Origin of the sequence: Thalassospira sp. MBR-102 (assembly GCF_040549275.1) — a bacterium.
GTDB classification, from domain to species: domain Bacteria; phylum Pseudomonadota; class Alphaproteobacteria; order Rhodospirillales; family Thalassospiraceae; genus Thalassospira; species Thalassospira xiamenensis.
Map to the genome: position 1 here is coordinate 162,846 of NZ_JBEPTC010000005.1, position 13,631 is coordinate 176,476.

Sequence of the window (13,631 nt, forward strand, 5' to 3'; positions counted from 1 at the left end):
TCACGGCACATCTCCGAACCAGATTGCCAGTCTATCCCGGGTCCTTCATCAACTCCTTTATCGGCGCTGGACATGAAACTTGCATCCCCGAATTCCCTCGATTACGATTGTCTGACAATTTAAACAAACAAATATTAGAGAGCACCATGACAAACCGCCCCACCCCGACCACCGAATTTTTACCGATCCCGTTGCCCGATTATCAGGAACGACCGATTGACGAGATGCGCCTTGGTGCGCAGGCATTTTATGATGAAATCCGTACGCGCCATACGGTACGCGAATTTTCGGATCGGCCGGTGCCACGCGACATCATCGAAACATGCATTCGTGCGGCGGGTACGGCCCCCAATGGGGCCAATCATCAGCCATGGCATTTTTCGGTTATCGGCGATCCGGCAATGAAAAAGAAAATCCGCACCGCTGCCGAGGAAGAAGAACGCGCATTTTATGCCGGCCGCGCTGGCGAAGAATGGATCGAAGCTCTTCGCCCCTTGGGCACAGATGACAGCAAACCGTTTCTGGAAATCGCACCATGGCTGATTTGCATTTTCGGCGAACGTAAAAGTGCGTCGGCCGACGGGAAGTTGCGCAAAAACTATTACGTGCCGGAATCCGTTTCCATCGCGACCGGCTTTCTGATCGCGGCCCTGCATCGTGCGGGGCTTGCGACACTGACACATACGCCAAACCCGATGAGCTTCCTGACCGAAATCTGCCAACGCCCGGACCACAACAAGCCCTATATCCTTCTGGTCACCGGATATCCGGCAGCGGATGCGACGATCCCGAAACACGCGACCGAGAAAAAAGACCTTTCGGAAATCGCGACTTTCTTCTGAAACACATCAGACCCAAAACAAGAAGCCCCGCGGCACGGCGGGGCTTGGGGCTTTCTGTTTAACATTCCAAAGACGCTTAATGCCCGATCGGCAGGACAAGACGGACGCGAAGCCCGCCGCCCGGCGCATCTTCAAGGTAGACATCACCGCCATGGCCACGCGCTGAATCACGCGCAATTGTCATGCCAAGACCGACACCACCCGTCGCCTGATTACGCGATTCCTCAAGACGATAGAAAGGCTTGAAAACGTCTTCGCGCTTGTCAGCCGGAATACCCGGACCATCATCGTCAAAGACAATTTCATAATCCTGCCCGCGACGTCCCGCGCGAACCGACAGGTTATTGGCATAGCGCCCGGCATTGGACATGATATTGGCAAGACAACGCCGCACGGATTGCGGACGCAGTTCCATTTCCAGACTATCGGCGATATGCAGATCAATCTGCTGACCATCGCGCAGCGCTTCCCCAACCTGATCGGTAATCAGCTTGCCAATATCAGTTGGCACGGCCTTTTCGCCTTCTTCGCCGCGTGCAAACGCAAGATAGGCATCGACCATACGTTCCATGTCGACAACATCCTGCTTAAGCGCGTCAACACCGGGCAACGAACCCTGCATCGCCAGTTCCAGCTTCATGCGCGTCAGCGGCGTGCGAAGATCATGCGACACCCCGGCCAGCAAGGCGGTCCGTTGCGACAAGTGCCGTGCAATACGATCACGCATCGAAATGAAGGAAGATGCCGCCAATCGCACCTCGGCCGCACCTTCGGGTTTGAAGGTATCAACTTCCACACCGCGACCAAACTGATCGGCAGCCTTGGCAAGACGACGGATCGGACGGACCTGATTGCGCATGAACATCACGGCAACGCCATACAGGATCAGGGCGGAACCCGCGATCCACATAAAGAAGATATAAGTGGTAGACGAATAAAGACGCTTTCGCGGGGCAATGATGGAAAGGACTCCGTCCTTCAACTGTACCCGAATTTCAAGCTGGCGGTCATCGACATCAAGATCAAAGAAGAATGGGCGCTCCAGACGCTCATCCAACGCGGTGAACAGTTCCTGCGACACCAGCCCGAAAGGCGGTTGGGTAATCTGCTGCTCAAGGATTTCATCGGGTTCAAACAGGATATCAAGCTGCAAACGCGTGCGTGCGGAATGCTGCAGCCACTCAAAATGCTCCGCATCCGGATATTCGCCAAGATAATCAATGACGAAAACAACATCACCGGCAAGACCACGGCTTAGCTGGCGCGCGACCGTATCCCAATGCCGTTCGAAAAAGATCAGCACGGTGACGATCTGCAACAGCAGCATCGGCGTCATCAGGATCAGAAGCGACCGGCCCAAAAGACCTTTCGGCATAAATGACTTGATCCATCCTGCGTTTTCGCTGCCCAAAACCCTTAATCCCTATCCGTCACTGGCCAGTCGGCGGTTCGGCCAATCTGTGTTAATCAACATACAGGACATAGCCCCGTCCGCGTACCGTCTGCAAGTATCTTGGTTGTTTCGGGTCTTCCTCGAACTTGCGCCGAAGGCGCGTCACCTGCACATCAATGCTGCGCGATGCGCCGGGATCAACGGCATTTCCGCCCATCATCTGGTGAAGGTCTTCACGCGTTGTTGTTTCACCGCGCCTGCGCACAAGAGCGGCCAGAAGCGCCTGCTCGGCACTTGTCAGATAGATATGCTCCGATCCGCGCTGCAACGTCATCCGACTGAGGTCAAAGGTGAAGTTGCCAAACTGCGCCATGGTGGATTTGTCATCGCGCGCGTTCTCATCTAACGGCGCTGGTACTTGGGCATAGCGACGTAAAATGGCTTCGATCCGAAGGACAAGCTCACGGGGCTCGAACGGTTTGGCAAGGTAATCATCCGCCCCCGCCTCAAGCCCGGAAATGCGGTCTTCGGTTTCCGAAAGTGCTGTCAGCAGAAGGATCGGCACCTTCGTCCCCTTGCCGCGTAAGCTACGCGCAAGATCAACCCCCTTCTCACCGGGCATCAGAACATCCAGCACCAGAAGATCAAACTGCATGCCGGCAAGGCTGGACCGCGCTTCGGCAGCATTTCGCGCGGCCGAAACCACAAATCCGTTTTCGCCCAGATAACGGGTCAGCAAATCACGCAGACGGTCATCGTCATCGACCACAAGAATGTGCGGCTGATCGTGACGGCTCATACACGGCTCTCCTGAAACCTGAACATCTGAAACGCTTTATCCTATGCGAGTTAGGCAAAAAAAAGTTTCAAAATTGTATCTGTCCAAAAGACACCGGATCAGGTCAGCATCCTGATCCGGTGATTGTCGCGATAAAAAATTCTAACGAAACATCGCTAACTCGCCCGGCGGCGCATACCGGGCGGGCTGTCATCGGTGAAACGGGCCCGGTCGGGTTCTTCGAGCATGCCCAGCATCACCTTGCGAAAACCCTCAACCGCCTCGGCCCCGGCTTCGCGATAGGCGGCCGCGATCAGGCTGCGCTGATTTTCGGTCAGTTCACGTTCCAGCGCTTCGCCCTTTTCCGTCAGGGTCAAAAGCCGCTGGCGACGATCCTGCACACCGGTTTTCTGATCGATGAAGCCTTCGCGCACCAGTTGGCCCAGAACACGCGATAGGGACTGCTTGGTAATTTTAAGAATCGACAGAAGCTCGCTTACCGTAATGCCGGGGTTGCGGCTGACGAAATAAATGACCCGGTGATGGGCGCGACCGAAATTATATTGCTCAAGTATCTGATCTGCCACTGCCGTGAAATCGCGATAGGCATAGAACAGCAGTTCAATACCTTGCCTAAGCTCTTCTTCCCGCAGAAAAAGCGGGTTTACCTTGCGTGTTGAGATATCAGCCATGCTTTTCCGTTATGTCAGTTATATTGACATATTAATCGATGAATGTTACTCCGGCCAGACAATTAAGGACATAAAGTTACGTCCAAGTGCCCTTTTGAATTGGAATCTGGCAAATGATCACTCCGACCTTCGACAACCGTGATGGTTTTATCTGGTATAATGGCGAACTTAAACCCTGGCGTGAAAGCACCCTCCATGTGCTGAGCCATGCGGTCCATTATGGCAGCGCCGTCTTCGAAGGGGAACGGGCTTATAACGGTAAAGTGTTCAAACTTGCCGAACATGGTCAGCGTCTGATCAAATCGGGTGAAATTCTCGATATGAAAGTGCCTTACAGCGCGGCCGAACTTGATGATGCGGTGATCGAAACACTTGCGGCCAACAATATCACCGATGGCTATATCCGCCGCATTGCATGGCGCGGCAGTGAAATGATGGGTGTTTCGGCCCAGACCACGCGCATCAATGTCGCGATTGCCACCTGGGAATGGCCCAGCTATTTCAAGCCGGAAGAACGCCTGAAAGGCATCCGTCTCGCCCTTTCGAAATGGGCCCGTCCGGCCCCGAATACCGCGCCGACCTCGGCCAAGGCAGCCGGTCTTTACATGATCTGCACCCTGTCGAAACACGAAGCGGAACGCAACGGTTTTGCCGATGCGCTGATGCTTGACTACCGCGGTCAGATTGCCGAGGCGACCGGGGCGAACGTGTTCTTTGTCAAGGATGGCAAAATCCATACCCCGACCCCGGATTGCTTCCTGGATGGTATTACGCGCCGCACCGTGATCGGGCTTGCCAAAGCGCGCGGTTTCGAGGTGATTGAACGGGCGATCATGCCTGAAGAAATGGCGGAATTCGAGGAATGCTTCCTGACCGGGACGGCAGCCGAAGTGACCCCGGTGGCCTCCATCGCCGATTACACCTTCACCCCGGCCCATGTCTGCAAGACGCTGATGGAAGACTATATGGCGCTGGTGCGCGGTGAAAAAGAAGCCGTTGCCGCCGAGTAGTAAAATTCAATAATCAGCCCGATTATTCACTTTTAATGAAAAATAGCCCGGCATCCGTTTGCCGGGCTATTTTTTGATCCAGGGACAAAACGCATCATGACGACGCCATTTTCACAAAAGTCTGATGATATACAAAATGGCAATCATACCCTGCTGTATCAGACCCATTCCCCATTTGCGCGCAAGGCACTGGTCTTTGCCCTTGAATGCGGATTGGACGACCGGATCGAGGTCATCCATCAGGAAACCAGCCCGACCAATCGCAATGACCGGGTTTTAGAGCCAATCCGCTGGGCAAGGTCCCGGTTCTGATCCTGCCAGATGGCATGACCCTGTTTGATTCGGACGTGATCTGCGAATATCTTGATAGCCTGCATACCAGTCGGAAGCTGATCCCGGTAGCGGGCACGGAACGCTGGCAGGTGCTGCGTTTGCAGGCATTGGCGCAGGGTATCTGTGATGCCGGTGTGGCTTATCGCTGGGAAACCAATCGTCGCCCGGAAAACCTGCGGTACCCGCCGCTGGCCGAGGGACAGAAAACCAAGCTGATCGAAGCATTTGACTATCTGGAAAACGAACTTGATCCCAAAGCGCCGCTCAATGGAGGTCATATCGCGCTCGCGACCGGGCTTGACTGGATCGCGTTTCGCGAACTGGCCGATTTCAGAACCGGTCGCCCGAGGCTGAGCCAATGGTATGAGGATTTCTGCGCCCGTCCATCGATGGCGCAAACCGGCTATAGCGGTCAAACCCATGACCAGGGTCAGCCGCCTTCTTAAGCCGGATCATCCCCAAGGCAGTTCTGGTATATCGCAGATATCTATTCCCCACGCGGGAAGCGTTGGCTCTCTTCCAGCTGATTGAGGTCCATGTGATTGCGCATATAGCGTTCGGATGCCTTTTGCAAGGGTTGGTAATCCCACGGGAAATAGGCACCGTTGCGAAGCGATTGATAAACGATCCAGCGCCGGGCCTGACTTTCGCGGACCGCACTGTCAAATGCCGCCATGTCCCAGCGCGCATCGCGCTGCTTGCGGAACGCATCAATCTGCCGGGCATATGCCGGATCGGGGGCCAGATTGCGCAATTCGTCCGGATCGGTTTCAAGATCGAAAAGCTGTTCGGGATCGAGTTCGCAATGAACGTATTTCCAGCGCCCGTCGCGAATGCAGACCAGCGGGGCGTTTGATCCCTCGGCGGCGTATTCCATCAGAACGGGTTCGCTGCGCCGGGTGCCGGAAAAGCCGGGCACGAGGCTGATGCCATCGGTCCAGGGCATGACATCATCAAGCGAGATACCGGCCAGTTCGGCAAGGGTCGGCGTGACATCAAGGGTCGATACCGGATCGGTGTAGCTGCCCGGTGTGATGTTCGGCCCCGCCATCATCAAGGGCACACGTGCCGAACCTTCGAAGAAGCTCATTTTAAACCAAAGACCGCGATCACCCAGCATATCACCATGATCGGACAGGAACAGAATGATGGTGTTATCCACCTGCCGGGTGCGTTCGAGCACATCGATGATGTCGCCGATCTTGTCATCGATATAGGAAATATTGGCGAAATAGGCGCGGCGCGACCGGCGGATATTGTCATCGGTAATGTCAAAGGCGGTATGGTCGCACGCCGCCATCAGGCGTTTTGAATGGGCATCCTGTTCATCAAACGGGATCGCCGAAACGGAGGGTTCCAGCGCCGGGCAGTCTTCGTAAAGGTCCCAGAATTTCCTGCGCGCGACGTAAGGATCATGGGGATGGGTGAAGCTGACGGTCAGGCACCATGGGCGGTCATCCTTGCCCCGGGCCAGGTCATACAGCTTGTGGGTGGCGTGATAGGCGACCTCGTCATCATATTCCATCTGGTTGGAAATCTCGCCCACGCCGGCCCCGGTGACAGAACCCAGATTATGATACCACCAGTCGATGCGTTCGCCCGGCTTGCGATAATCGGGCGTCCAGCCGAAATCGGCGGGATAAATATCGGTGGTCAGACGTTCTTCGAAGCCATGCAACTGATCGGGGCCGACAAAATGCATCTTGCCCGACAGGCAGGTGTGATATCCCGCGCGGCGCAAATGATGGGCGTAGGTCGGAATGTCGGAACAGAATTCGGCTGCGTTGTCATAGACCCGGGTGCGACTGGGCAATTGTCCGGCCATGAAGGATGCCCGCCCCGGCGCACACAGCGGAGATGCGGTATAGCAATTGCGAAACCGCGCAGACCGGGCCGCAAGGGCGGAAAGATGCGGGGTATGGAGGAATTCAGCCGGGCCATCGGGGAAAAGCGTTCCGTTTAGCTGGTCGGCCATCACGATAAGGATATTCGGGCGTTTCATTTAATGTACTGCTTTTTAACGGGTATCACGCGGAAAAAGACGGACAGCACCAGCCAGAACGATCCGACACCGCAAGGAACTGCGTGATGGCAGGGAAGTGGTCCGACATTCTGGCGAAGCTCCGCTTATTCTTTTTGATGCTGATCTGATATACTCCATTAAATTCACAAATCGACCCATGGCGAAAGCCGGTGTTTTTTAATTGCTATTATAAAGATTCTTTATGGCCCAGCGACATCTTGACCTTGGATGGCTTCGGACTTTTGACGCGGTTGGCCGACTGGGCAGCCTGACACGGGCCGCACAGGAACTTGGCCTGACACAGCCCGCCGTGACCTATCAGATCCGGCGGGTGGAGGAGCAGCTTGGCCTGTCGCTTTTCCACCGATCACAGGGCGGCAGCCGGTTGACCGAAGCGGGCGAGGTTCTGTTTCGGGCGGTGCGGGCAAGTGTGGAACGCATCGATGACGCGGCACAGGAAACGTTGCGCAAGGCGCGCGATCCGGCGATCCGGATTTTTACCGATTATGGTTTTGCCGCCTTCTGGCTGATGCCGCGCGTGGCGGATTTCCGTCGCCGGCATCCCAAGGCCGAAGTGCATATCGTGGCGTCGCAAAGTCTTGAGGACGAACTGGAACGCGATACCGATGCGGCGATGGTGTTCGGCGCGAGGGGCGATTTTCCGCCAAGCGCAAAGCTTCTGATTCCCGAACGCGTCGTGCCGGTCTGCGCACCCGGTTTCCTTGAACGATATGGCCCGTTCGACGATCCGGCACAATTTGCCAATGTGCCGTTGCTGCATCTTGAAACCACGGAAAAGGCCCGCTGGCTGACATGGGCGACGTGGCTGGCGGCACACGGGGTTGCCCGCGAACCCGAACAGGGCGATCTGGGCCTGAACACATATGGTTTTGTCATTCAGGCAGCCCTTGCCGAGCAGGGACTGGCACTGGGCTGGATCGGGCTTGTCGATCATCATCTGGCGCAGGGCAGCCTGATACAGGTAGGTCCCGAAATCACCCGCCCTGATCGGGGATACTGGCTGGTGCCAAGCCCGTCGGCCCACGACACAACCGCCGCTCTTCTGGATTGGCTGATCAACGAGACCTGAGGCGCTGACATGCCGATTGAAAAGCACCCCTTAAAACTAATACTTTTGGATAGTTTTTTACTTTTTCCTGCGGTAAAACAGAAAACACATAAGAATAAATGTGAATGAGGAACGTCATGCGGATCATGCAATCTGTGATGACAATCGCCGCGTCGTTCATGCTTCTCGCCACCAGCGCCAGTACGGCGCCCTTGAAGCAGGACCAGATTATCCGGCTTCCGGTAAGGCAGGCGGATATTGAGGGCGTTGAAGCATGCATTCGCAGCCCATCAGATGATTGCCGAAAATGCCGGGAAAGCAATCAATCGAACCTTTCGCTGATGAATTATACCCTGCTAAACGAAGCCCTGCATGCGGGCGGCATCAAGGCCGAGTTCGAACCCGTCATATCCCCCAATTCCGAGCGCAGCCGGAAAATGATTGCATCGGGGATGGCCGATATCAAAACAGACTGGGCCTTCAACATTTCCGGAAATGACGATTTCCTTAAAACTGATCCGCTTTTAAGAGCAGGCGAGATCGAGAAAGGCCTTTATGCACCGCGCGGATTTATGGAGGGCAAAGCCGATAACGCCCTGCCAGATATTCACACACTCCGGGCGGTGGGCATCCGCAACTGGCGACTGGACTGGCAGGTTCTTGAAAGTCTGCCACTGGCAAGCCTGACCAATGCGGCGACAGTCAAACAAATGTTTTCGATCATCAATGCCGGTCGTGCCGATTTCACGTTGCTTGAATTTTCATCCCGGCCGGATATGGGCCGGGAAGTCGACGGCATATGGCTGTACCCCATTCCCGGCATAAAGGTATCCCTGCCCGAAACGCAGCATTTCATGGTTTCGCGAAAACTGAAAGATGCCGATAAGGTGATCGAAGCCCTGAACCGCGGTATCAAGACATTGCGCGACAATGGTTTTATAAGGCTTTGCCTGATGAATAATGGCGTCATCCATCCCAAAGTCGAGGACTGGCACACATTGAACGCGACGGCAGAAACAATCGATAGGGATCATCCGACCGTTTCATCGCAGTGACAGCCCCCGCCCTCTGGCTTAAGGCCAGTTGGCCTCGGGCGGCAGGGACATCAGGATCGCCTCGGTATTGCCGCCGGTCATCAGACCAAAGCGCGTTCCGCGATCATGGAGCAGGTTGAATTCGACGTAGCGTCCGCGCTTGATTAATTGGGCACGGCGTTCATCGTCGGTCCAGGATTTGTTGTAATGGCGTTTGACCAGTTCGGGATAGATGTCGCGAAAGGCGCGGCCGACATCCTGTGTGAAGGCAAAATCCGCATCCCAGTCAGCATCGAGATAATCATAGAAAATCCCGCCCACCCCACGCGGTTCGTTCCGGTGCGGCAGGAAGAAATATTCATCGCACCATTTTTTGAACCGGTCGTAATAATCATCGTCATGCGCGTCACAGGCCGCCTTCAGCGCGCCGTGAAAATCGGCGGTGTCGGCATCCTGCGGGAATACGGGGGTCAGGTCAGCCCCACCGCCGAACCATGCCTTGGTGGTCACGATATGGCGGGTATTCATATGAACCGCCGGGACATGCGGTGAACAGGGATGGGCCACCAGTGAAATGCCCGCCGCCCAGAAATTCGGATTTTTATCCGCACCGGGAATTTCAGCGCGGAATTTTTCGGAAAATTCGCCATAAACGGTCGAGATATTGACGCCGACCTTTTCAAAAACGCGGCCCTTCATGACCGACATTTCGCCGCCGCCCTGATCTTCGCCATTCTGATCTTTGCCACGTTCCCAGCTTTTGCGTTCAAACCGCCCGGCCGGTTGATCGGCGAGCGGTCCGGTATAGCTGTCTTCGAGCGCCTCGAAACTGGCACAGATTTCGTCGCGCAACTGGCGGAACCAGTTCCGCGCCGTTTCCTTGTGCTCTTCGATCTTTTGGGCGATCAGATCGTTATCGGTGCTGGTCATCAGGCCTTCTCCGGGAAGCTGTTGGTTTGGCGCAGGGCTTCGCCCAATGTCATTGCCGTAGCCATCGCGACGTTAAGCGACCGCATTCCGGGTTTAAGCGGAATAACGACGCGGGCATCGACATAATCATGCACCTGATCGGGCACGCCACTGCTTTCGGAGCCCAGCATCAGAATATCATCGGGTCGATAGTCAAAATCGCAATAAGGCACCGCCCCCTTGGTCGTCAGCAATACCAGACGCCCGGGAACGGTTCCATCCTTACGCGCCTGCACAAAGCCGCGCCAATCGGCATGGCGTGTATAATCCGCCGCCCCCAGATAATCCATCCCCGCACGCTTGAGCGCCGCCGAGGTCAGAAGAAAACCGCAGGGCTCGATAATGTCGACGGGAACCCCGAGACATGCCGCCATGCGCAGGATGGTACCGGTGTTTTGTGGAATGTCGGGTTCGAACAGACAGATTCTCATAAGGCTTTATAGACTCGCAACATTTTCGATCTGAAATCCGGGCGCAAAACCTTACAAAATTACGCCGATATATCGCCATTAGACTTATTTGGAATAAGACGAGACAAGGATATAACCACTTGGTTGTGAATACGCCAGTCTGTTAGAAAACGCTACGTTCGCTTCGATTGTGCACCGCAAAACCAAATAGGCAAATCGAATGCGAACAATTTGCAACTCCAAGTTCCCCTTAACAAACCCCCTTTTTGTTAGTATACGAACCCGGTTTCAGGCCTGAAGGCTTTGGGGCAAAAGCATTGTTTGATTTCCATCAATGGAAATTAAAGGTCTTTGCCCTAAGTGTGCAGTTGGGCATTCCGCATGCCTGTTTTGGGGGCAGAAAGAGGAATACATTATGTCGCAAACGGTGCAATCATCCGGGGACCACACTCCGGACGAGAACCGCAGGGATTTTCTGACCCTGGCGACCACGGCAGTCGGTGTTGTTGGCACCGGCATGGCGCTGTGGCCGTTCGTGGACAGCATGAACCCGTCCAAGGACGTTCTTGCGCTGGCCTCGGTCGAAGTTAACCTGTCAAATATTCCGGTCGGTCAGGCCGTCAAGGTCATGTGGCGCGGTAAACCCGTATTCATCCGCCACCGTACCGAACGTGAAATCAATGAAGCCGAAGAGGTTTCCTTGAACGAGCTGGTCGATCCGCAATCCGATGAAGCCCGTGTCCAGAAAAAGGAATGGCTGATCGTGGTCGGTGTCTGCACCCATCTGGGCTGCATTCCGATGGGCACGGCAACCGGTGAGACACGCGGTGATTATGACGGATGGTATTGTCCGTGCCACGGGTCGCACTACGACACGTCCGGTCGTATCCGCAAAGGTCCGGCACCGCTGAACCTTGTCGTGCCGACCTACACCTTCCTCACCGACACGTCGGTTCAGATCGGCTAAGGAGCAGGTAGATGAGTGCACCCGTTTGGAATAACAAGGTAGTGAAATGGGTCGATGACCGTCTTCCGGTCTTCTCCATGTTGCATCACTCCGCTTATGAATATCCGACCCCGAAGAACCTGTCCTATATGTGGAACTTCGGTTCTTTGGCCGGTTTTGTTCTGGTGACGATGATTCTCTCCGGGATTTTCCTGGTGATGAATTACACCCCGCATGCCGATATGGCGTTCTGGTCGGTCGAGCGCATCATGCGTGATGTGAACTATGGCTGGCTGATCCGCTATATCCACATGAACGGCGCATCGATGTTCTTCATCTGCGTCTATATCCATATTTTCCGTGGCCTGTATTACGGGTCTTACAAAGCACCGCGTGAAATGCTGTGGTGGATCGGTATCCTGATCCTTCTGGCGATGATGGCAACCGCGTTCATGGGCTATGTCCTGCCGTGGGGCCAGATGTCATTCTGGGGGGCGACGGTTATTACCAACCTGTTCTCGGCCTTCCCGATCATTGGCGATCCGCTGGTGACATGGCTTTGGGGCGGTTTCTCGGTTGATAACCCGACGCTCAACCGGTTCTTCTCGCTGCATTACCTGATGCCGTTCGTGATCCTTGGTCTTGTGGTCCTGCATGTCTGGGCCCTGCACACCGTACGGTCGAACAACCCGACCGGCGTTGAAATCAAGACACCGCAGGATGCAATCGCGTTCCACCCGTACTATACGATCAAGGATCTGTTCGGTATGGGCGTGTTCCTGATCTTCTTCCTGTTCTTCGTGTTCTTTGCGCCCGACTTCTTTGGCGAGCCGGATAACTATATCCCGGCGAACCCGCTGGTGACCCCGCCGCATATCGTGCCGGAATGGTACTTCCTGCCGTTCTATGCGATCCTGCGGTCCATCGACTTCACCATCTTCGGTATTCCGGCAAAGCTGCTTGGCGTGCTTGCGATGTTTGCATCCATCATCGTTCTGTTCGTCATTCCGTGGCTTGATACCTCGAAGGTGCGCAGTTCGAAGTTCCGCCCGGTTTACAAGTGGTTCTTCCTGATCCTGTTCATTGACTGCTTTATCCTTGGATATTGCGGCAAGAAGGCCCCGGATGACTACTTCTTGGGGATCGAAGGGCTTAAAGTGATCACCGTTGGCCAGCTGGCAACGCTTTACTACTTCGCGCATTTCCTTCTGGTCATGCCGATTGTCGGTAAACTGGAACGGCCCAAACCGCTTCCGGCCAGCATCAGCGAATCCGTACTCAAGGGAGGCGCAAATGCGTAAGTTTGCATTGACCGCCATTGCTGCGGCATTCGCACTGAGCGCCTTTGCCGGCACATCGGCAAAGGCCGCGGGCAACGCTCCGGTTCCGGAAGCACAGGAATGGAGCTGGCAGGGGCTTTTTGGCACCTATGACCGGGCGCAGATGCAGCGCGGTTTCCAGGTTTACAAAAACGTGTGTGCCGGTTGCCACAGTCTTCGTTTCATAGCGTTCCGTAACCTGGAAGGCATCGGGTTTAACGAAGACCAGATCAAGGCCATCGCGGCGGAATACGATATTGAAGACGGCCCGAACGATGATGGTGACATGTTCACCCGTCCGGGTATTGCGTCGGACTATTTCCCGTCACCTTTCCCGAACGACAAAGCTGCCGCTGCGTCGAACGGGGGTGCGATTCCGCCCGATCTGTCATTGATGACGAAGGCACGCCTGCATGGTCCGGATTATGTTTATGCCCTGCTGACCGGTTACGAGGAAGAAGCACCTGAGGGCTTCGACCTTGCGGAAGGCAAGTATTACAACCACTACTTCCCGGGTCATCAGATTTCGATGGCACCGCCGCTTTATGATGAAGCGGTCGAGTACACCGATGGCACACCGATGACCATGGAACAGCACGCGCATGACGTGGTTGCGTTCCTGAACTGGACGGCACAGCCGGAACTTGAAGCCCGCAAATCAATGGGCATGAAAGTTCTGTTGTTCCTGATCGTTCTGACCGCGATGCTCTATGCGGTGAAACGCAAAATCTGGCGCGATATCGAACATTAAGCGTTCGCGATATCGTCAAAAATCAAAGGCCGTCGGGAAACCGGCGGCCTTATTTGTTGGCG

15 protein-coding genes are annotated in these 13,631 nt (G+C 55.2%); 9 read left to right on the forward strand and 6 right to left on the reverse strand.

The window, feature by feature from the left end:
• The first annotated feature begins 146 nt into the window (after positions 1 to 146).
• A complete protein-coding gene (locus ABIE64_RS11265; protein WP_065701714.1) occupies positions 147 to 842 on the forward strand; it encodes a nitroreductase family protein in 696 nt (231 codons plus the stop codon).
• 76 nt (positions 843 to 918) lie between these two features.
• Here the strand turns inward: ABIE64_RS11265 and ABIE64_RS11270 are convergent, their stop codons facing one another.
• The 3 genes from ABIE64_RS11270 to ABIE64_RS11280 all read right to left on the reverse strand — a co-directional run bounded on the left by ABIE64_RS11270 (position 919) and on the right by ABIE64_RS11280 (position 3,705).
• Positions 919 to 2,217: an ATP-binding protein gene (locus tag ABIE64_RS11270; protein ID WP_354377485.1), complete on the reverse strand. Its 1,299-nt coding sequence runs from the start codon at positions 2,215 to 2,217 to the stop codon at positions 919 to 921.
• Positions 2,218 to 2,305: 88 nt separating this feature from the next.
• Positions 2,306 to 3,034, reverse strand: a complete 729-nt coding sequence (locus ABIE64_RS11275) for a response regulator (protein WP_354377486.1) — start codon at positions 3,032 to 3,034, stop codon at positions 2,306 to 2,308.
• Between the two features lie 155 nt (positions 3,035 to 3,189).
• Positions 3,190 to 3,705, reverse strand: coding sequence for a MarR family winged helix-turn-helix transcriptional regulator (locus ABIE64_RS11280; protein WP_007090103.1), 516 nt, complete (start codon positions 3,703 to 3,705; stop codon positions 3,190 to 3,192).
• A gap of 113 nt (positions 3,706 to 3,818) precedes the next feature.
• On the opposite strand from ABIE64_RS11280, the gene ABIE64_RS11285 reads away from it, so the two are divergent.
• The 3 genes from ABIE64_RS11285 (at position 3,819) to ABIE64_RS11295 (ending at position 5,494) form a co-directional block, all read left to right on the forward strand.
• Entirely contained in the window at positions 3,819 to 4,715 is an 897-nt protein-coding gene (locus ABIE64_RS11285) for a branched-chain amino acid aminotransferase (RefSeq protein ID WP_007090104.1), read from the forward strand.
• A gap of 96 nt (positions 4,716 to 4,811) precedes the next feature.
• A complete protein-coding gene (locus ABIE64_RS11290) occupies positions 4,812 to 5,027 on the forward strand; it encodes a thioredoxin domain-containing protein (protein WP_354377487.1) in 216 nt (71 codons plus the stop codon).
• Positions 5,028 to 5,029: 2 nt separating this feature from the next.
• Complete coding sequence (locus tag ABIE64_RS11295; protein ID WP_354377527.1) at positions 5,030 to 5,494, forward strand: glutathione S-transferase family protein; 465 nt, start codon at positions 5,030 to 5,032, stop codon at positions 5,492 to 5,494.
• 41 nt (positions 5,495 to 5,535) lie between these two features.
• Here ABIE64_RS11295 and betC read toward each other — a convergent pair whose 3' ends face one another.
• Complete coding sequence (betC, locus tag ABIE64_RS11300) at positions 5,536 to 7,050, reverse strand: choline-sulfatase (protein ID WP_354377488.1); 1,515 nt, start codon at positions 7,048 to 7,050, stop codon at positions 5,536 to 5,538.
• Positions 7,051 to 7,273: 223 nt separating this feature from the next.
• Between betC and ABIE64_RS11305 the strand changes: the two genes are divergently transcribed.
• Positions 7,274 to 8,161 carry a choline sulfate utilization transcriptional regulator gene (locus ABIE64_RS11305; RefSeq protein ID WP_354377489.1) on the forward strand — a complete coding sequence of 296 codons (888 nt, stop codon included), beginning with the start codon at positions 7,274 to 7,276 and terminating at the stop codon, positions 8,159 to 8,161.
• A 116-nt stretch (positions 8,162 to 8,277) separates the two neighbouring features.
• Positions 8,278 to 9,195, forward strand: a complete 918-nt coding sequence (locus ABIE64_RS11310) for a hypothetical protein (protein WP_354377490.1) — start codon at positions 8,278 to 8,280, stop codon at positions 9,193 to 9,195.
• 18 nt (positions 9,196 to 9,213) lie between these two features.
• Here the strand turns inward: ABIE64_RS11310 and hemF are convergent, their stop codons facing one another.
• Complete coding sequence (gene hemF, locus ABIE64_RS11315) at positions 9,214 to 10,104, reverse strand: oxygen-dependent coproporphyrinogen oxidase (RefSeq protein WP_051682062.1); 891 nt, start codon at positions 10,102 to 10,104, stop codon at positions 9,214 to 9,216.
• Complete coding sequence (locus ABIE64_RS11320) at positions 10,104 to 10,574, reverse strand: tRNA (cytidine(34)-2'-O)-methyltransferase (RefSeq protein WP_037987335.1); 471 nt, start codon at positions 10,572 to 10,574, stop codon at positions 10,104 to 10,106. The genes hemF and ABIE64_RS11320 overlap by 1 nt, the downstream gene beginning before the upstream one ends.
• A gap of 394 nt (positions 10,575 to 10,968) precedes the next feature.
• Here ABIE64_RS11320 and petA point away from each other — a divergent pair, with 394 nt between their 5' ends.
• From petA to ABIE64_RS11335, 3 genes are read left to right on the forward strand one after another with little or no spacing between them, the layout of a single operon-like run.
• Entirely contained in the window at positions 10,969 to 11,520 is a 552-nt protein-coding gene (petA, locus tag ABIE64_RS11325; RefSeq protein WP_007090111.1) for a ubiquinol-cytochrome c reductase iron-sulfur subunit, read from the forward strand.
• Positions 11,521 to 11,531: 11 nt separating this feature from the next.
• Positions 11,532 to 12,800, forward strand: coding sequence for a cytochrome b (locus ABIE64_RS11330; RefSeq protein ID WP_007090112.1), 1,269 nt, complete (start codon positions 11,532 to 11,534; stop codon positions 12,798 to 12,800).
• Positions 12,793 to 13,569, forward strand: a complete 777-nt coding sequence (locus tag ABIE64_RS11335) for a cytochrome c1 (protein WP_007090113.1) — start codon at positions 12,793 to 12,795, stop codon at positions 13,567 to 13,569. Before ABIE64_RS11330 ends, ABIE64_RS11335 begins: the two co-directional genes overlap by 8 nt.
• The last annotated feature ends 62 nt before the right edge of the window (positions 13,570 to 13,631 follow it).

Coding starts and splice junctions, on each gene's coding strand:
- ABIE64_RS11275 (WP_354377486.1), bottom strand. CDS start 3,034: ATGAGCCGTCACGATCAGCCGCACATTCTTGTGGTCGATGACGATGAC.
- ABIE64_RS11320 (WP_037987335.1), bottom strand. CDS start 10,574: ATGAGAATCTGTCTGTTCGAACCCGACATTCCACAAAACACCGGTACC.
- ABIE64_RS11265 (WP_065701714.1), top strand. CDS start 147: ATGACAAACCGCCCCACCCCGACCACCGAATTTTTACCGATCCCGTTG.
- ABIE64_RS11270 (WP_354377485.1), bottom strand. CDS start 2,217: ATGCCGAAAGGTCTTTTGGGCCGGTCGCTTCTGATCCTGATGACGCCG.
- petA (WP_007090111.1), top strand. CDS start 10,969: ATGTCGCAAACGGTGCAATCATCCGGGGACCACACTCCGGACGAGAAC.
- ABIE64_RS11285 (WP_007090104.1), top strand. CDS start 3,819: ATGATCACTCCGACCTTCGACAACCGTGATGGTTTTATCTGGTATAAT.
- hemF (WP_051682062.1), bottom strand. CDS start 10,104: ATGACCAGCACCGATAACGATCTGATCGCCCAAAAGATCGAAGAGCAC.
- ABIE64_RS11330 (WP_007090112.1), top strand. CDS start 11,532: ATGAGTGCACCCGTTTGGAATAACAAGGTAGTGAAATGGGTCGATGAC.
- ABIE64_RS11305 (WP_354377489.1), top strand. CDS start 7,274: ATGGCCCAGCGACATCTTGACCTTGGATGGCTTCGGACTTTTGACGCG.
- ABIE64_RS11280 (WP_007090103.1), bottom strand. CDS start 3,705: ATGGCTGATATCTCAACACGCAAGGTAAACCCGCTTTTTCTGCGGGAA.
- betC (WP_354377488.1), bottom strand. CDS start 7,050: ATGAAACGCCCGAATATCCTTATCGTGATGGCCGACCAGCTAAACGGA.
- ABIE64_RS11290 (WP_354377487.1), top strand. CDS start 4,812: ATGACGACGCCATTTTCACAAAAGTCTGATGATATACAAAATGGCAAT.
- ABIE64_RS11310 (WP_354377490.1), top strand. CDS start 8,278: ATGCGGATCATGCAATCTGTGATGACAATCGCCGCGTCGTTCATGCTT.
- ABIE64_RS11335 (WP_007090113.1), top strand. CDS start 12,793: ATGCGTAAGTTTGCATTGACCGCCATTGCTGCGGCATTCGCACTGAGC.